Genomic DNA, 19162 nt, shown 5'->3' with positions numbered 1-19162 from the left:
ACGTCATGTTATTCGGGCGCCGGTCAGACGAGATTGCGCCGAACGTCGTTATCAATCACTGAAACGATACCGCAAAATCTTGTTAGGGCAACTGCGAACCGTTTTACGTGCGCGTCGTTTGCTTCAACAACGGTGAGACGTTTGTTAAGCCGCCATTCAGACAGAAAGAGCGATAATCCCGCCAGTTTCGCCGTCTATCAAGACGCAAGGGTTTGAAAGTTAACCCATCAACCGCATGAAAAAGACGCACGGATTGGATTGAAAATTTGACTTTGTTTCAGGTTTACACGCGCGCCCTGCGCTATCTGACCGTCCACAAATGGCGTGTGACGGTTGTCGTCGTGGCCAACATCATCCTGGCGGCCATCACCATCGCCGAACCCGTGCTGTTCGGGCGCATCATCGATGCCATCTCGTCAGGCTCCGACGTCACGGCCATTCTTGCGCTCTGGGCGGGCTTTGGCGTGTTCAACACAGTCGCTTACGTCGCTGTCGCCCGCGAGGCGGACAGGCTGGCACACGGTCGTCGCGCCACGCTTTTGACGGAAGCCTTCGGCCGGATCATCTCCATGCCGCTGTCGTGGCATCACCAGCGCGGCACATCGAATGCTCTGCACACGTTGCTGCGCGCCAGTGAAACGCTGTTCGGCCTGTGGCTGGAATTCATGCGCACGCACCTGGCAACCTTCGTGGCCCTTGTGCTTCTGGTGCCGACCGCAATGTCGATGGATATGCGCCTCAGCTTCGTGCTGATCGGCCTTGGCATCGTCTACTGGTTCATCGGCAAATGGGTGATGGGCCGGACGAAAGACGGTCAGGCATCCGTCGAGGAACATTATCACAGCGTCTTTGCGCATGTGAGCGATTCCATCAGCAACGTTTCGGTTCTGCATAGCTACAATCGTATCGAAGCTGAAACCAAGGCACTGAAATCGTTCACGGAAAAGCTCCTGAGCGCCCAGTATCCAGTTCTCGACTGGTGGGCTTTTGCCAGTGCCCTCAACCGTACGGCATCGACCGTCTCGATGATGATCATTCTCGTCATCGGCACCATTCTCGTGAAGAACGGTGAATTGCGCGTCGGCGACGTTATCGCCTTCATCGGCTTTGCAAACCTGCTGATTGGTCGTCTTGACCAGATGCGTCAGTTCGTGACCCAGATTTTCGAAGCCCGTGCCAAGCTGGAGGACTTCTTCGTTCTTGAAGATTCCGTCAAAGAGCGCGAGGAGCCGGGCAATGCCGGCGAACTTACCAACGTTTCCGGCACCGTGGAATTCAAGAACATCAACTTCGGTTTTGCCAACACCAAACAGGGCGTTCATGACATCTCCTTCACGGCGAAAGCTGGCGAGACGGTTGCCATCGTCGGTCCGACAGGTGCAGGCAAGACCACGCTCATCAACCTTCTACAGCGTGTCTACGACCCGAATTCCGGTCAGATCCTGATTGATGGCACGGATATTTCCACCGTCACCAAACAGTCGCTGAGAAACTCGATCGCGACAGTGTTCCAGGACGCCGGACTGCTTAACCGCTCGATCAAGGAAAACATCAGACTTGGCCGTGAATCGGCGACCGATGCAGAGGTGATCGAAGCGGCGGCGGCAGCAGCGGCGACGGATTTCATCGACAGCCGCATCAATGGCTATCTGACCCAGGTGGGTGAGCGTGGCAACCGGCTTTCAGGCGGCGAGCGCCAGCGAATTGCCATCGCACGCGCCATTTTGAAGAACGCGCCAATCCTTGTTCTCGATGAAGCGACCAGTGCGCTCGATGTGGAGACGGAAGCCCGCGTGAAGGCTGCTGTCGATGCGCTGAGAAAGAACCGTACGACATTCATCATCGCACACCGCCTTTCGACAGTCCGCGACGCCGATCTCGTGCTGTTCCTCGATCAGGGCAGGATCATCGAGAAGGGCACGTTTGATGAACTGAGCCAACGTGGCGGACGCTTCACCTCGCTTCTGCGTGCCAGCGGCCTGCTGACGGATGAAGGCGGCAACGGGCAACCGAAGGCCATCGCGTCCTAAACGCCTCCAGGCACAAAACAACGCTCAAAAGGGCGGACAGGCAATGTCCGCCCTTTTTTGTATCTGGCTGCGCCAAGTCGAGTTGATAGACGTTACGCAATCAACACTACAGTCAGCCCACCAGCAGCCCCCTGCTGAGCCGATGAACTGGATGTTGCCAACTCTCCATCCCCTCAATTCATCACCAGAGGATGCGTGGCTGGCAGACCCGCAGACCAGAGGCAGAGCCGGTTGCGGAAATATGCCCGTGTCACAGGAGATCCAAGCCGCCGTTGGGCGCGACGCGCGCATTTAGCGACGTCGATCTGAAAGCAGGCGGTAACCGCCGAGTTCCCGAACTTTCTCCCTCCCCCCTTACGGATCCAACGAAGCTCGATTTTTTGTGGCAACAAAAAAGCCCCTGCTAGTCGCAGGGGCTTTTGTTGATCCAGCCTTCAGACCTGAGCCATGGCTCAGGCGATCTTTGTCATGCCGTTCTTTGTGGCCGCTGCCTTACCATCGACAGATACGATGACATCTCCAGAGCCCGCCTTACGGCTGACGACGATATCCCGTGTCTTGCCGTCCAGCGTGATCTTGACCGAGAAGCCGCTCCAGTCGTCCGGCAGCGCCGGTGCAATGTGCAGTTTGCCCTCGACACGGGTAATGCCGAGGATACCTTCAACAGCCGCGCGATAGAGCCAGCCGGCCGACCCCGTATACCAGCTCCAGCCACCACGTCCCGCGTAGCCATCGCCACCGTAAACGTCAGCCGTCACCACGTAAGGTTCAACGCGATAGGTCTGCGAAGCGTCACGGTCCAGCGCGTGATTGACCGGGTTGAGCAGCTTGAAGCACTTCCAGGCATCTTCATGACGACCCTGCTTTGCGAGTGCAAGAACCACCCAGGTTGCCGCATGCGTATACTGGCCGCCGTTTTCACGCACACCCGGCGGGTAACCCTTGATGTAGCCCGGATCATGCGACGTCTGCGAGAAAGCCGGTGTGAACAGGCGGATAATACCTGTTTTTTCATCGACCAGATGTTCGAGCACGGCATCCATTGCCTGACGCGAACGACCTTCCTCACCCTCACCGGATAGAACGCTCCAGCTCTGGCCAAGTGAATCGATACGGCATTCCTCACTGCTGGCAGAACCGAGCGGTGCACCATCATCAAAGTAGCCACGACGGTAATAGCTACCATCCCAGCCGGCCGTCTCGAGTGCCGAACGCAGCTTGTCGCGATGGGCTGACCACTTTGCGACATGCGCGTCGTCGCCCCGTTTTTCGGCAATCGCGATGAAATCGCGCAGCGCACCGGCCAGGAACCATCCGAGCCAGACGCTCGTGCCCTTGCCGCCAACACCGACGCGGTTCATGCCGTCGTTCCAGTCACCACCCAGAATCAGCGGCAGACCATTTTCTCCGGTTCTCTGGATCGCCAGGTCGAGCGCCAATGCTGCATGGTCATATAGACTTGCAGACTTTTCGCTGGTTTCCGGCTGGAAGAAGGCGTCGTGCTGACCCGGCATCAAGGCCGATCCCTTGAGGAACGGAATGCTCTCATCAAGAATGGAGGCATCTCCCGTCGCCGACAGATATTGGTTGACCGCATAAGCGAGCCAAACAACGTCATCGGAGATGGTCGTGCGAACACCCGCGCCAGTCAGTGGCAACCACCAGTGCTGCACGTCGCCTTCGACAAACTGGCGCCCGGCTGCTCGCAGGATCTGGCTGCGGGCAAGATCCGGCTTGTAGAGGAGGAACGCCAGTGTGTCCTGAAGCTGATCGCGGAAGCCGAACGCACCGCTCGACTGATAGAAAGCCGTTCTGGCCAGGATGCGGCAGGCGAGCGCCTGATACGGCAGCCAGCTGTTGACCATATGGTTGAAACCGGAATCCGGCGTGGTGACCTGAAGCTGACCGGTAAATCCGTTCCAGAATGCCCTGCTCTCTTCGAGCGCCATCTGGAAGTCAGCGCGCCGCGCATCCTTCACCAGTGACTGGGCTTCTTCTTCGCTATCGGCATCACCAAGAACAAACATCATGTGACGTTCTTCGCCCGGCTTCAGATGAATTTCCTGCATCAGTGCTGCGCAGGGATCACCATCCACCTCGGTGTTACCAGCCAGAGCCGCACCGGAAACAACACCTTGAGGCGCCTGTATGGAACCATACCTGCCAATGAATTCGCGACGGCTGGTGGTGAAACCGCTTGCCTCGCTATCCAGTGTCAGGAACGAGGTCCGGGCATTGTAGTCGATGCTGTACGGGTTCGATGCGAAAATCGCACCGCTTTCGGCGTCATGCCTGCTCAGAATGAACGGGGCAGACTTTTGACCATTGTTGCCAAGAATCCATTCCACATAGGAATAGACCTTCAGGCGGCGGCTCTTCGTGCCCTTGTTGCGAACAATGACCTGCGAATATTTGAGTGGCTTTTCGCGGTCGACCGTTTGCGTAACCTCGATCTCAACCGTGTCGGCCTTGCCGGTAAACACGGAGTAGCCGAGACCGTGACGCGTTTCGAAAAATGCTTCCGGATCACGCGAGAGGGTTGCAAACGGCGTATAAACCTTTCCGGTTTCGACGTCGGATACGTAGAACGCCTCACCCGTACGATTGATGACAGGATCATTGCTCCATGGCGTCAACTGGTAGTCGCGCGAATTGCGGCTCCAGGTGAAACCCGCGCCTTCGGCCGAAATATGGAAGCCGAATTTTTCGTTGGAAATGACGTTGATCCACGGATGTGGTGTCGACTGGCCGCCATGCAGACGCACGACATATTCCTGACCGCTCTTGGCGAAGCCGCCAAAACCGTTCCAGAAATCCAGATCGTCCGCATCCTCGACAGGTTCGGCAACCGGGAAAGCCGGTGCAGGCAGACGCGCAAGCGCTGCTTCGGCACCGCCGTCCGGACCGCGATGTGCAGCAAAAAGCGACACGGCGCGGTTGATCTGGTCGACAATCTTGCCATTGCGAACGTGCAGAACCACACGCGACGCCGCCAGCAGCGCTGCCCAGGTTTCCTCATCCATCAGGTCACGGCGTACAGAGAAGACATGCGGTCTTCCACCGTCTGCCGGATTGATGCGGCGCTGGCCTTCGGAGATATGATCCAGCGCATGCTGCATATCCTGCGCGTAGGACGCTGCGCGCTCATTGACGATGACGAGATCGAAGATCACGCCACGCGAACGCAGATATTCGTGCGCGCTCAAAGCTTCGCGAGCGATGTCCATATCCATGTCATCGTTGATGCGCAGCGAGAAGATCGGGAAATCGCCCGAGATCGCCAGCGGCCAAAGCGCGCGTTGCGAGGTGAGACCGGTTTTCAGCGTCTCTGAATCGGCACGCAGATGCATGTCCGGATAGGTCAGATAGCGACCAAGATGCTGGAATGCCGCAGCCTGCTGCGATGTGACACCAACATGGCGCATCTGTACCTGCGTACGCGTCCAGGCATGAACGAGTTCATGCGCGAAGGCGTCCGGATGGCGGTAACGATCGATTGCCTTGTCGACTTCCTCACGGCTTGGCGCCGCAATCGTCCAGAAAATAACGCTGACCTTCTTGCCGGCAGGAACGCGAACGGTCCGACGCAACGAAAGCACAGGATCAAGCGTGAAACCGTCGGTGCTCGAAAGCGTGGCACCGCTGTCGAAAGCGGCAGCTTCCGCCAGCGAACGGCCGCGACCGATAAACTTCGCACGGTCGGTTTCGAACTCTGTCGGACGCGATGGGCCTGCATTGTCTGCTGCCAGATGCGCGATGACCGTGCCCGGATCACTCGGGCTGCGGCGATTGCGCCATGCCCGGATAACATCACCACGACGACCTATTTCGGTCTGCACGAACATACGTGAGAACAGCGGATGCGCGTTGTCGTCATCCTCGGACGCAATGACCGGCTCCATATAGGACGTCACTTCGATGTATCGATCTTCCGAACCGACATTGAGCAGTGTGACGCGACGGCCTTCGGCATCGTGTTCAGTCGCCACGATGCATTCAACGACGCTTTGCAGATCGCCGACGGCCTTGTGGAACTCCGCCTTGTCGTCAGTAAAGACCGTTTTCGTCTTTTCACCTTCGATTACGCGCGGTTCTGCGGTCGCACTCCACCATTGTCCAGACGACGTATCGCGCAGGAAGATGAAGGTTCCCCAACGATCCTCAGTCGGGTCGGCCTTCCAGCGGGAAATCGCCTGACCGTTCCACTTGGAATAACCGGCACCGGTGGATGTCAGCATGGTCGAATAATGACCATTCGACAGGAATACCACTTCACGGTCGCGAACAGCAGGATCGGCAATGGTACGGACTTCCGCACGCAGGAGATCCGCCTGCTCCTTACCGGGTGTCTCCGGCTCGTATTTGGCGCTCATCACCGGCACTTCGCGCGGTGCCTTTTCCTGCAGAAGCAGTTCCGCCGCCTCAATGACCGGGTCGGAATGGAACAGTTCGCGCAGCACGCCGTCGAAAGCGACGTTGGCAACGGCCGCAATCGACATGCCATGGTGGTGTGCATAGTAGTTATAGACCACCGCGCAGACCTTGCCGTCCGGCACGCGGGTCGGCGTGAAGTCGACCGCATCGTGGAAACCGTACTGGCCAAGCGCGCCAAGTTTGCGCAGCTTGTCGAGGTTTTCCAGCGCGCCTTCCGGATCGTACTGGCTGGCAAGGATCGACGCATAAGGCGCAATGACGGCGTTCTGGCCGAGGCCACGCTTGAGACCAAGCGTCGGCACACCGAAGTTGGTGTACTGATAGTTCATATTGTGATCGCGGGCGTTGAACGCCGCTTCGGAAATACCCCATGGCGTGCCGAGGCGGCGGCCATGGTTCATCTGTTCCTTGACGATCAGATTGTTGGTCTGGTTGAGAATACCACCCTGACGCTCCTGCATGACGAGAGGCGGCATGAGGTATTCGAACATCGAGCCAGACCAGGATACCAGGGCACCCTGAGCGCCGATCGGCACGACCTGACGACCAAGGCGATACCAGTGCTCGGTCGGCAGATCGCCCTTGGCGATGGCAAACAGGCTCGTCAGACGGCACTCGGACGCGAGAAGGTCGTAGCAGGCTTCATCGAGTTCCTTGCTTTCGACCCGGTAACCGATCGACAGAAGACGGCGATCCTTGCGGTAAAGGAACGTGAAGTCCATCGAGAAGGCAAGGTTGCGGCTACGGTCGCGCAGCGACGCCAGACGCTGACGAAGCGGTTCCATGTTGGTGAGATCGATCGCGCTGTCGGCAATATGCGCCTCACAGCATTCCACCAATAGCTGCGCCCAGCGGGTAACCTCGGTGCTCTGCGACGACTTGACCTCGTGGTCCACATTGGTGGCGAGTTTCTGGATGTCGCGCGCAAGAACCGCAAGATTGATCACACGGATCGAAGCGAACTCATGCTCACGCTTGACCGAAGCCAGAGCGTTCGAGAAGCCGATAATGCGCTCTTCCAGCCGGCGATGCAGCGGACGGAGGTTCTTGCGGTCATCCGGCAGCGCCTTCAGCGTCTCGCGCAGAATACCGGCAACATCGCCAATACCGTCAAGATTGCCCTGAAGATGTGCGGAAGGTGCTTCAGCCCAATCGCGGCAGGCCGACGAAACGGCAATCAGGTGACCCGCAAGGTTGCCGCTGTCGACAGCGGAGACGTAACGCGGACCAAGCGTCTGCAGTGTGTCCGTATGATACCAGTTGTAGAGATGGCCGCGATATTTCTCCATCTTCTCAACGGTCGTGATCGTATTTTCGATCCGCTCGATGGTTTCAGCGAAACTGATCCAGCCAAACCGGCGTGCCGAGATTGCCGACAGCAGATAAACGCCGATGTTGGTTGGCGATGTGCGCGAGGCAACGATCGGCTCCGGCGTTTCCTGGAAGTTGTCCGGCGGCAGATAGTTTTCCTGCGGCGTCACGAAGGCTTCGTAGTAACGCCAAGTCCGGCGCGCAATCTTGCGCAGTTCGAACGAAACATGTTCCGACACGAACATGCGGTCTTCGGTTTCAGCCGATTGGCTGACGTACCAGGCGACGGCAGGCGACAGAACCCACAACAGTGCGAAAGGAATACCAATCAGGAATGCGTTATCGCCAGGCAGCGCTGCAAACAGCAGCCCGAGAAGCGCAACGACCGGAGCATGCCACATCTGTTGATAATAACCGACCACGCTGCTCTGTGCGCTGGATTGCATCGAGGCAGCGGTACGCCATTCCAGCATCAGCTTGTGGCTGACCAGCAGGCGATAAAGCGAACGCGCGATGGCATCTGTCATCATGCAGGCGGAATCGGCAATGAAGACGATGCGCAGCGCGACCTGAGCGTTGGTTGCCCGGATCTCAGACCAGATCGTGTGGAAATGCGCCTGTGGCACGATATCCGTCGAACGTGGGACCAGACCGGAAAGAAGCGAGAGCGTCGGTGCCACGAACAGCGAAAAGATCAACAGTATCTGCCAGATCAGCGCGCCAAGCGGGTCCATGAAGTACCAGCCGAGTACGGACGCGAAGAACCACGCAATTGGCGTCAGAGAACGACGCAGGTTGTCGACCATCTTCCAGCGGCCAATTGCGGTCACGCCGCGTGCCCGATCGAGGATGTAAGGCAGAAGCTGCCAGTCGCCACGCGCCCAGCGATGCTGGCGCGAGACTTCAACTTCGTAGCGGGTCGGAAAATCCTCTACCAGCTCGACATCGGTTACCAGCGCGCAGCGCGCAAACGAGCCTTCGAGAAGGTCGTGGCTGAGAATGGAGTTCTCCTCGATGCGGCCCTTCAGCGCCGCTTCGAAGGCATCCACGTCATAGAGGCCCTTGCCGGTAAACGTCCCTTCAGAGGTCAGATCCTGATAGACATCAGACACCGTGAAGACATAGGGGTCGATACCACGGTTGATCGAAAAGACGCGCTGGAAGACGGAGGCATCCTTGCCGGTTGTCAGGGACGGCGTAACACGCGGCTGCAGCAGGCCGTAACCTTCCACAACGCGTCCCGAGACCGGATCGATCACCGGACGGTTGATCGGATGATGCATCTTGCCGACCAGCTTGGTCACAGCGTCGCGCATCAGGCGCGTATCGGCGTCCAGCGTCATGACGTACTTAACGTCGGCCGGCACGACATTTGCGCCGCTGAGGAAGGTTGTATCCTTGTCGCCGCGCAGCAGCATGTTCAGTTCATGCAGCTTGCCGCGCTTGCGCTCCCAACCCATCCAGCAGCCTTCTGCCGGATTGTAGAGCCGGCGGCGGTGCAGCAGATAGAATCGCGTCTTGCCATCAAAGGCATAACGGCTGTTCAGCGCAGCGATCTCGCGCTTGGCGTATTCGAGAATTTCGATATCGTCGCCGGACTGCTCCTGCTGTCCGTCGCGCCAGTCGCTCACCAGCGAGAAATAGATTTCACCATGCGGGTTGGCGAGATAATGCACCTCGATGTTGCGCATCATTTCATCAACGCTATCGCGGCTGGTCAACATGCAGGGCACGGCCACCAGCGTTCGAGCATCGTCCGGAATACCGTTCTTGAATTCGTATCCGACCAAGCGGAACGGCTTCACAAAGAAGGTCACGAGCGTGTTGAAGAGACCAGTTGCACCTTCTGAAGCAGGCAGAGCGAACATCAGCAGGAACGCGGTAACCACATACCAGGGCATTCCCGCTTCGGCCAGGAACCAGCCCACCGCCCACATTGCCACGGCCGTAATCAGAAGAACCGGCGCCGCGATCGACAGCCAGTTGAACCGGCGCATCGATCTTACGATGTGCTGGGAGACCAACGGCCTGTAGGCGATCTGCTTTTCAAGCTCGAATCGACTTTGCCCGACGAGCACGGAGCCGACATTGACGCGGCTGTCTGACCCCGCAACAGGTTGAAGCGTGCGCGCCATTTCAACAGCAGCGCGGGCAACTTCCACTTCGGTTTTCGGCGAGCGTCGCGCCAGAAGTTCGATTGTGTTGCGATAGGTGTTGCGCGAACCGAAATCGAGCGTTTCGTAGTCGGTTTCCTCGCGAAGAACCTTGTCGATGTGGCTGACTTCCTCGAACCAGACCGACCACTCCGTATCGTCGATTTCGCGCAGGCTCTTGACGATGTTACCCATCGTCACGTTGCCGGAGGCCAGACGGTTGTGCTCGGCCATCATGACGTTTTCGGCGTCGGTACCGGCGGCATGCAAACGTTCTTCCAGCCAGGCCAGTGCAAAACCCGAGGTCTGAGAGCCATTTCTCAGGCGATAGAGGAACTGGGTCGCAAAGGTCGGATCATCGACCAGCGAATTGACCTGACCAAGAAGAGCAGCCGAGGCTTCCGCATCGTTGAGACGGATAATCTCGTCGACAACCTCATTCGCCTTCTGGCGCATGCGGCGCGAGCGCTCGACGCGAATAGAAATACGGCGGAGATTTTCGATGAGAACAAAACGGATGATCGACGGCAACGCCCACAACTCGCCGATCTGCAGCGTCTTGGACGTCTGGTAACCGTCAACCAGTGCCGTCATGTTTTCGCGCGTCACAGTGCTGTGCGTATGCGCCACATAAAGCCAGCCGAGCGCCATGACGCGCGGTATGGTGACGCCACCAACCGTCATCGTCGGCAATTGACGATAGAACTTGCGCGGGAAATCGCGACGGACTTCCTGGATCGCTTCTTCGATCACGTAGTGGTTGTCGAGAAGCCACTCCGCGGCGGGCGTAATCGTCGCACCGTTTTCCGCGTCAACCGCGGTGGTACGATAGACGCGCAGGATTTCCTTCTCGTTTTCGCGATGGCGTTCGAAGAAATCGAACTCCATGAAACCGGGGAGGCTGTCAGCACCGTCGCGCGAAAGCGCGGCACCTGCCTCATACAATTCTTCGATCGTCATGTAGGAAGCACGGATCGAATCGTTGTGATCGATCTGTTTGGCTTCGGAATCACGGGCGGCGGCAGGCGGCGTAATATGAAATGACATCGGCTCGTATTCTAAAACGGTTTAGGTGCGTTGCTCGTCTTGCTCGGCATTTGCATCATATTGCTGAAAGCATCATGAAAACAAAACCGCAGTTATATGTCGCGTTCTTCATGAACCTTTGCTGAACCGGCAAAAAACGTGGCGCATTCCCGCGCCCGTTTCACCGCTCAGCCTAAAGCCTGCTGCATGCAGGCCTGAAGCACTCAAATTCCATAGCTGGCGGATATTCGTGAGAAAAACCGGAAAGGACGAGCCCCAAAACTTGGTCGTTCCATACGGATTTCGCATGCTCCCCCAAAGCGAAAACAACGTCAGCAAGGCGGCTTCCCCTTTTCCGTCTTCCCATTCCGGCAAAAAGCGGGATTGCCCCGTATCCTTGCCACCGAAAAGACGTAACGCCTTGCATCGCCAACCAGTTCCATGCCACCGGTTTCGGGCCGATGCAAGCGATGTTTCCAGGCTTTCGATCCAAACCGTAACACCGTCAATTTTAGGCCCACCGGCCTACCCCTATTCGGCATTTACGCGCTCGCAACATTGCTGTTATGGAAGGGTCTAAAAGCAAGGTAACGGAACCGCACGATGACCAGACAAACCGGAAACAGCAGCGCATTCGCCAACCATATGCCAGAGGTGGTCGCGATCCGGCATCATCTTCACCGGCATCCCGAAATCGGCCTTTCCGAGCACCAGACGTCAGACTTCATTGCCGACCAACTTGTTGCCATGGGCTACGACGTCACACGCGGCCTTGCCGGCACCGGAGTTGTCGCCACGCTGCGCAATGGCAGCGGGACGCGCACGCTCGGCATTCGTGCAGACATTGACGCCTTGCCCATTCATGAAGAAACCGGCGCCGACTACGCCAGTGAAAATCAGGGCGTCATGCATGCCTGCGGACATGACGGCCACACCGCCATGTTGCTCGGTGCGGCTAAAATCATCGCTGAACGCAAGAACTTCGACGGGAAGCTGCATCTGATCTTTCAGCCGGCGGAAGAAAATTTTGGCGGCGCCCGCATCATGATCGAGGATGGCCTTTTTGAGCGCTTCCCCTGCGACGCTGTCTTCGCCCTTCATAACGATCCCGGCCTGCCTTTTGGTCAGTTCGTGCTGCGTGAAGGTCCGATCCTGGCAGCCGTCGACGAATGCAGGATCACGGTGAATGGCTACGGTGGCCATGGTGCAGAACCCCAAGCTGCAGCTGACCCCATCGTGGCGGGTGCCAGCATCATCATGGCGTTGCAGACGGTGGTTTCCCGCAACATCCATCCGCAACTCTCCGCCGTTGTGACCGTGGGGGCATTTCACGCCGGGATCGCAAGCAATGTCATTCCGGAAACCGCAGAAATGCTGCTGACAATCCGCTCCTTCGATCCGGGCGTTCGCGACGAGCTCGAAAAGCGTATCCGCTCCATCGCCGAGGGCCAGGCGGCGAGCTACGGCATGAGCGTGACCATCGAGTACGAACGTGGTTACAACGCCACGATCAATCACAAGGCTGAGACCGACTACGTCAACGAACTGGCAAAGCGATTTGCCGGAGCCGAAAACGTCGCCGAAATGCCACGTCCGTCGATGGGCGCTGAAGATTTCGCCTATATGCTGGAGAAACGGCCAGGTTGTTATTTCTTCCTCGGAACGGCCCGTACCGATAACGATCCGCCTCTGCATCACCCGAAGTTCGACTTCAACGACGAGATTCTGCCAATCGGAACCTCGTTCTGGGTCGAACTGGCGGAAGATTACCTCAAGCGCTGACATCAAATGAAAAAGGCCAGTCGGAGGAGCGACTGGCCTTTTTCTTCGGTTTCCCGGAATATGGGAGGATCAGGGAACGAAGCCGAAAATGACTGCTGCGACAAAAGCGAAACAGACGCCGACCAGCGCAGTGTGAACCGTGTCACGCCAGTTGCGCTGTGCGTGGGATTGCGGAACGAAGTCTTTGACTTTTCCGGTCTTGGAATAAGACATTTCGCGCTCCTTTGCCTCATTGATCCACCGAGGTGGCCACTCGCTTATCTTGGTAAAGATTATCGCTATTCCCCACTATTTCAGTAGAGATAAAATTCCATAAGATTGGCCCAAAGGGAAAAATCGGATTGCGACTTGCCTGTCGAAACGCATCAATCTACCCATGGCGCGATATAAACGCTTTAGCGGGAATTCGGTTCGAGCCATCAAAAAACGGGAAGCCAATGACCGATATAGATGCAGTCATCATTGGCGCCGGTGTCATCGGACTGGCCACGGCACGCGAGCTGGCAATGCGCGGCTTCTCCGTTATCATCCTCGAGAGCGAAGCGGAGTTCGGCTCAGCAACGTCCTCCCGCAACAGCGAGGTTATTCACGCAGGGCTTTATTATCCGCAAGGAAGCCTCAAGGCCCGTCTTTGTGTCGATGGAAAGCATCGGCTTTATGCCTTCTGCCAAAGCCATGGCGTCGCCCACCGTCGTTGCGGCAAGCTGATCGTCGCCACTGACGATGGGGAAGCAGACCTGCTTGTCGGCCTCAAGAACAAGGGCCAAGCCAATGGTTGTGGTGATCTGGAGCTGATCGATAGGCAAAAAGCACTTCTGCTTGAACCCGCCTTGTCCTGTACGGCTGCGCTGTTTTCCCCGTCGACGGGAATTATAGACAGTCATGGCTATATGCTCGCACTGTTGGGCGACGCGGAAGATCATGGCGCGGCGCTGGCCCTCAACGCGCCTTTTCTTGCTGCAGAAACGGTCAGCAACGGCTTCCGTGTCCATGTCGGTGGCAAGGAGCCGATGAGCCTGACGTGCCGGTTCCTCGTCAATTCGGCTGGGCTTTTCGCGCCGTCAATCGCCGCAAAGATCGATGGGCTACAGCATGACACCGTCCCGATGGCGCGCTATGCAAAAGGAAGCTATTTTGCGCTTTCCGGCAAACAGCCTTTCTCACGGCTCATATACCCCGCGCCGCAGACGCACGGCCTTGGCGTTCATCTCACACTCGATCTGGCTGGGCAGGCACGCTTTGGTCCCGATGTCGAATGGGTGGACGGCATAGACTATGCCGTTAATCCCGAGCGTATGAGCGGTTTTGGCGAAGCAATACGACGTTATTGGCCGGGGCTGCCAGAAAATGCGTTGATCCCCGCTTATTCTGGCATCCGTCCAAAGATTTCAGGTCCGAATGACCCCGCCATGGATTTCCGGATCGACGGACCGGAAGCACATGGGCTTCCGGGCCTCGTCAATCTCTTTGGTATAGAAAGTCCGGGGCTCACGGCCTCGCTGGCCATTGCTCACGATGTTGCCGGGAAACTGGCCTGACATTCAGCCAAAACGGGAAAGCGCGTTTGCCATGATCGCCGGATCGACGTTGCCACCCGAGGCAACGGCAATCACGGTATCACCCGTCAATTCGCTTCCATGGAAAAGCGCGGCGGCAAGCGCCACGGCTCCACCCGGTTCCACAACGATCTTCAGTCTGTTGAAGGCCAGAACCATGGCGCGAAGCGCTTCGTCCTCGGAGACGGCAATTCCTTCGCCGCACAGAGCCGCCATGAGCGGGAAGGTGATGTTTCCAGGCTGTGGTGTCATGATCGCATCGCAGAGAGAGCCGGATGTGCTGGCATTGCGCTCGATCTTGCCTGCTGCAAGCGAACGCGCGACATCATCAAAGTGCTCCGGTTCGCAGGTACGGACCCTGTACGTCGGAGCTTTGGCATCCAGTGCAAGAGCAATGCCCGAGGTCAGCCCGCCGCCGCCACACGGGACAAGAACCTCAGCCGCACCGATGCCCAGTTCAGCACCCTGTTCGGCGATTTCAAGACCTGCTGTCCCCTGCCCGGCGATCACCAGTGGCTCGTCGAATGGCTTGATGAGCGTCAACCCGCGCTCGCGTGACAGCCGGTCGCCGATCGCGTCACGGTCTTCGTTCGCTCTGTCATACAAAACGACCTCGGCACCATAGGCACGCGTATTGTCGATTTTGATCTTCGGCGCATCGGAGGGCATAATGATAACCGACGGTACCCCATGCAGACGAGCGGCCAGAGCAACACCCTGAGCATGATTGCCGGAGGAAAAAGCGATCACGCCTTTGGTTCGCACATCCGCAGGCAGACCTGAGACCGCCGACCAGCCACCGCGAAACTTGAAGGAACCCGTCTTCTGCAGGCACTCTGCCTTCACGTATAATTTGCGGCCAGCAATCTCATCCAGAAAATGCGACGACAGCAACGGGGTACGCACTGCGTTTTTACCGATACGTTCGCGCGCCGCTTCAATCATCGCAATATTCGTCATCTTTTTTGCTCCCGTGCTGCTGATTTGCAGTTGCGAACATTAAGAGGCCGAATCGCGTTACGAAACCGCCTGAAACAAAAAAATCCCCGGCTTGGCCGGGGATTTTTCTCGATCGATATCAATGGTTATGCCGCGGCATCTTTTCTGCAATCCTGCGGAAATCGGCTGCGCCATCCAGAACCGCACCGTCGGAAAGCTGTGTCACCGACTTTCGGTAGATGCGCTGCCATGGCGTCGCATCGGCCGGAACGACCGGAATGCCGTCCGCTTTGCGTGCTGCGATTTCTTCGTCGGACACCAGCATGTTGCACTGGCCCTGGTTGAAGTCGATGCGAATGACATCGCCTGTCCTGAGCCACGCAAGACCGCCGCCCGCCGCACTTTCCGGAGAGGCATTCAGGATCGACGGGCTGTCTGCAGTTCCCGACTGGCGTCCATCACCGATTGTTGGGAGGCTGGTGATCCCCTTTTTCAAAAGCGCATCCGGCGGCTGCATGTTCACGACTTCAGCCGACCCTGGCCAGCCGAGCGGACCCGCACCTCTGATAACAAGAATGGTACGTTCATCGATATCAAGTGCCGGATCGTTGATCCGGGCGTGATAGTCCTCCGAACCGTCGAACACCACGCATTTGCCTTCGAACACGCCTTCACGGCCTGGTTCGCTGAGATAACGCTGTCGGAACTCCGCCGAGATCACGCTTGTCTTCATGATCGCGAAGTCAAACAGGTTCCCTTTGAGCACCAGGAAGCCGGCACGTTCCTTGAGCGGCTGATCATAAGGCAGGATCACGTCGCGGTCGGATGATTCCCGGCCTTCAAGGTTTTCCGCCATGGTCTTGCCGGTCACGGTCGGACAGTTTCCGTCGAGCTTGCCCGCTTTCAGAAGTTCCCACATGATCGCCGGCGTTCCGCCTGCGCGATGATATTTTTCACCGAGCCATTTACCGGCGGGCTGAACATTGGCCAGAAGCGGAATGTCGTAACCGTGGACCTGCCAGTCTTCTTCACGAAGTTCGACCCCGGCGTGTTTCGCCATCGCAGCAAGATGTGGCTGCGCATTCGTCGATCCACCGATGGCCGAGTTGACGCGGATCGCGTTGAGAAACGCTTCGCGTGTCAGGATATCGGACGGCTTGATGTTCTCGAGCACCAGTTCGACGGAACGAATCCCCGTGCGATAGGCCATCTGGCCGCGTTCGCGGTAAGCCGCCGGGATTGCGCCACAGCCGGTCAGCGACATGCCGAGTGCTTCCGCCATCGCATTCATCGTGGATGCGGTACCCATGGTGTTGCAGTGACCGACCGACGGTGCAGATTCCAGCGCCGCCTGCAGGAATTCCTCGCGGGTGATTTCACCGGCACCAAATTTGCGGCGCATACGCCAGATCACCGTACCGGAACCGACGAGATCACCCTCGTGGTACCCGTCGAGCATCGGGCCACCGGAGAGCACGATGGCCGGAATATCGACCGTGCTCGCCGCCATCAACGCCGACGGCGTGGTCTTGTCGCAACCCGTTGTCAGAACGACACCATCAAGCGGGTAACCGTAAAGCACTTCCACCAGGCTGAGGTAAGCGAGGTTTCGATCAAGCGCCGCAGTTGGGCGTTTGCAATTCTCGAACATCGGATGGGTAGGAAACTCGATCGGAATACCGCCAGCATCGCGAATACCGTCGCGCACACGCTTCACGAGTTCGACGTGAACGCGATTGCACGGCGTCAGGTCGCTGCCGCTCTGCGCAATACCGATCACCGGTTTACCAGAGCGAAGCTCTTCCGGTGTCACGCCGTAGTTCATGAAGCGCTCGAGATAAAGCGCAGTCAGGTCAAGGTGATCAGGATTGTCAAACCAGTCCTGTGAACGCAGGCGGCGCTTCTGTGTGATGTCATAGGCCATGGCTGGTCTCAACCCTGTTCCCGGTTGTTGAGTTTTTCGAGATAGAGCAGGATGCCGCTGTGATCGATATCAGCTCCGCCGTCGCCGACGAAATCATCAAATTCGCGGGTAACCTGCTGTGTCAGAGGAAGTGTCAGAGACAGATCCTTTGCCGTGACAAGTACACCATTCAAATCCTTGAGCTGGAATTTCGATGGACCACCGGGCACAAAATTGCGCTTGACCATCCGCTCGCCGTGCAGCTCGAGAATACGGCTTTCGGCAAAACCGCCACGGATCGCATTACGGAAACCTTCACGCGATGCACCACCAGCCTCGACCAGCATCATCGCCTCAGCAACAGCGCCAATTGTGATGGCGACGATCTGCTGATTGGCAAGTTTGCAAAGCTGCCCGGCACCCGAAGGGCCGACATAGGTCAAGCGTCCCATCGGTGCAAAGAGATCGGCAAGAGAAGAAACGACTGCTTCGTCACCACCCGCCATAATGGCGAGCGTGCCTGCAGTCGCACCCGGCACACCGCCGGACACCGGCGCATCGATATGGCGAATACCCAGCGCTTCCAGCCGCGACGCATGTTCGCGTGCAATCGGTGGAGCGATGGAGCTGCTGTCGATAACGACAGCACCCTTTTCCAATGCCTCGGCAACGCCCGTTTCAAACAGGACTTCACCAACCGCCTTGCCGTCGCTCAACATCGTAATGACGACATCGGCGCCCCTGGCGGCCTCAGCCGGCGATGCTGCAACCACTGCACCATCGGCAACAAGCGCTTCGGCCTTCTCGACACTGCGGTTCCAGACCTTGACGGCAAACCCCGCGCCCAGCAAGCGCCGGGCCATCGGACCGCCCATCAGGCCGGTTCCGATGAACGCGATAGACTGTTTCTTCTCCTCCCCGGCAACACTCATTTCAAAGAGCCCCCGAGTTCGTCTTCGATATGAACCTGAATGATTTCTTCGAACGAGCTTTCTGCCGTGAAGCCCAGTTCGCGGGCACGCTTGGCTTCGAAGCCGGGAGCCCAGCCTTCGCACATGCGCATGATCATTTCATTCGGTTCGCGACGGATGAGGGAAACAGCTTTTTCACCAGCAACCTTGCGAAGCGCTTCGATCTGTTCGCCAACAGTGGCGCTGAGCCCCGGCATGGAAAGATTGCGACGCGGACCGACCTTTTCCACGTCGATCGTCGCGCCGTGAATGAGGAAGCCGACAGCCGAACGTGGCGATGCGTGCCAGTGGCGAATGGTTTCCGGAACCGGCAACACCGCTTCCTGACCAATCAGCGGCTCGCGCAGGATATTCGAGAAGAAACCGGATGCGGCAGCATTCGGTTTGCCGGGACGAATGCAGATCGTCGGCAGGCGAATACCGATGCCGTCAAAGAAACCGCGACGGCTGTAATCCGACAGCAGCAGTTCGCAGATTGCCTTCTGTGTACCGTAGCTGGTGAGCGGGGTCGTGTGGAATTCATCCGGGATCGGGTAAGGAAGCGGCGCACCGAAAACGGCGATCGACGAGGTGAAAACGACGCGCGGCTTGTAGCCGTCCTTGCCGTTGGCAATCCGGATGGCGTCGAAAAGGTAACGCGTGCCATCAAGGTTGATGCGATATCCCTTGTCGAAATCCAGTTCGGCTTCACCCGACACGATAGCGGCAAGATGGAAGATGACATCAGGACGACCTTCCACCAGCTTCTCGGCTTCGCCGGGCGCGGAAAGATCGGCCGCACGCGTATCGACTACACCGAAAAAACCGGCCGGCGCATCAGCCTGGAACACGTCGATCAGCGTGAATTTTTCGATCGGCTTACCGCCCAATGCGCCGTCCTTGACGAGACGCTGGGTCAGCTTACGGCCAACCATGCCGGCAGCTCCGATGATTGCGATATGCATATTTATCCTCCTCATTGATCCGGTCACTCTCCCGGACCGAAAAACACCTCTGACTCGCTATCGAGACAGCAAGCCGATAAATTAGCTTGTAAGGTTGTCTGATAACCTTATAT

At 57.8% G+C, this 19162-nt stretch carries 9 protein-coding genes; 3 read left to right on the top strand and 6 right to left on the bottom strand.

All coding sequences use genetic code 11. The annotated features are described in order from the left end of the window. The first annotated feature begins 266 nt into the window (after positions 1-266). Positions 267-2030: a glucan ABC transporter ATP-binding protein/ permease gene (locus tag HWX89_RS03005; protein WP_138795222.1), complete on the top strand. Its 1764-nt coding sequence runs from the start codon at positions 267-269 to the stop codon at positions 2028-2030. A 452-nt stretch (positions 2031-2482) separates the two neighbouring features. On the opposite strand, the gene HWX89_RS03000 is transcribed toward HWX89_RS03005, so the two are convergent. Next, the gene (locus HWX89_RS03000; protein WP_138795221.1) at positions 2483-10975 is read right to left on the bottom strand and encodes a glycoside hydrolase family 94 protein; all 8493 of its coding nucleotides are present in this window, start codon (positions 10973-10975) and stop codon (positions 2483-2485) included. A gap of 582 nt (positions 10976-11557) precedes the next feature. On the opposite strand from HWX89_RS03000, the gene HWX89_RS02995 reads away from it, so the two are divergent. After that, positions 11558-12736, top strand: coding sequence for a M20 aminoacylase family protein (locus HWX89_RS02995; protein ID WP_178340604.1), 1179 nt, complete (start codon positions 11558-11560; stop codon positions 12734-12736). A gap of 69 nt (positions 12737-12805) precedes the next feature. On the opposite strand, the gene HWX89_RS02990 is transcribed toward HWX89_RS02995, so the two are convergent. Next, positions 12806-12949, bottom strand: coding sequence for a hypothetical protein (locus HWX89_RS02990; protein ID WP_178340603.1), 144 nt, complete (start codon positions 12947-12949; stop codon positions 12806-12808). A gap of 224 nt (positions 12950-13173) precedes the next feature. Between HWX89_RS02990 and HWX89_RS02985 the strand changes: the two genes are divergently transcribed. Beyond that, positions 13174-14274 carry an NAD(P)/FAD-dependent oxidoreductase gene (locus HWX89_RS02985; protein ID WP_138795220.1) on the top strand — a complete coding sequence of 367 codons (1101 nt, stop codon included), beginning with the start codon at positions 13174-13176 and terminating at the stop codon, positions 14272-14274. A 3-nt stretch (positions 14275-14277) separates the two neighbouring features. On the opposite strand, the gene HWX89_RS02980 is transcribed toward HWX89_RS02985, so the two are convergent. The 4 genes from HWX89_RS02980 to denD form a co-directional block, all read right to left on the bottom strand. Continuing rightward, entirely contained in the window at positions 14278-15252 is a 975-nt protein-coding gene (locus HWX89_RS02980) for a threonine ammonia-lyase (RefSeq protein ID WP_138795219.1), read from the bottom strand. A gap of 118 nt (positions 15253-15370) precedes the next feature. Beyond that, entirely contained in the window at positions 15371-17155 is a 1785-nt protein-coding gene (locus tag HWX89_RS02975) for an IlvD/Edd family dehydratase (RefSeq protein WP_138795218.1), read from the bottom strand. An 8-nt stretch (positions 17156-17163) separates the two neighbouring features. Then, on the bottom strand, positions 17164-18066 hold the full coding sequence (locus tag HWX89_RS02970) for an NAD(P)-dependent oxidoreductase (RefSeq protein ID WP_138795217.1): 903 nt from the start codon (positions 18064-18066) through the stop codon (positions 17164-17166). Continuing rightward, positions 18063-19049, bottom strand: coding sequence for a D-erythronate dehydrogenase (gene denD / locus HWX89_RS02965; RefSeq protein ID WP_138795216.1), 987 nt, complete (start codon positions 19047-19049; stop codon positions 18063-18065). Before denD ends, HWX89_RS02970 begins: the two co-directional genes overlap by 4 nt. Positions 19050-19162 lie beyond the last annotated feature (113 nt).

This window comes from Rhizobium sp. RM, from assembly GCF_013390595.1.
Taxonomy (GTDB): Bacteria; Pseudomonadota; Alphaproteobacteria; order Rhizobiales; family Rhizobiaceae; genus Agrobacterium.
The sequence above is the reverse complement of the archived record's forward strand: the minus strand, read 5'-3'. Positions and strand labels throughout refer to the sequence as shown.

What these genes read in the sequence shown, in the direction of transcription:
- HWX89_RS03000 (WP_138795221.1), bottom strand. Translation starts at nt 10,975, where the DNA reads ATGTCATTTCATATTACGCCGCCTGCCGCCGCCCGTGATTCCGAAGCC.
- HWX89_RS02995 (WP_178340604.1), top strand. Translation starts at nt 11,558, where the DNA reads ATGACCAGACAAACCGGAAACAGCAGCGCATTCGCCAACCATATGCCA.
- HWX89_RS02990 (WP_178340603.1), bottom strand. Translation starts at nt 12,949, where the DNA reads ATGTCTTATTCCAAGACCGGAAAAGTCAAAGACTTCGTTCCGCAATCC.
- HWX89_RS02985 (WP_138795220.1), top strand. Translation starts at nt 13,174, where the DNA reads ATGACCGATATAGATGCAGTCATCATTGGCGCCGGTGTCATCGGACTG.
- HWX89_RS02980 (WP_138795219.1), bottom strand. Translation starts at nt 15,252, where the DNA reads ATGACGAATATTGCGATGATTGAAGCGGCGCGCGAACGTATCGGTAAA.
- HWX89_RS02975 (WP_138795218.1), bottom strand. Translation starts at nt 17,155, where the DNA reads ATGGCCTATGACATCACACAGAAGCGCCGCCTGCGTTCACAGGACTGG.
- HWX89_RS02970 (WP_138795217.1), bottom strand. Translation starts at nt 18,066, where the DNA reads ATGAGTGTTGCCGGGGAGGAGAAGAAACAGTCTATCGCGTTCATCGGA.
- denD (WP_138795216.1), bottom strand. Translation starts at nt 19,049, where the DNA reads ATGCATATCGCAATCATCGGAGCTGCCGGCATGGTTGGCCGTAAGCTG.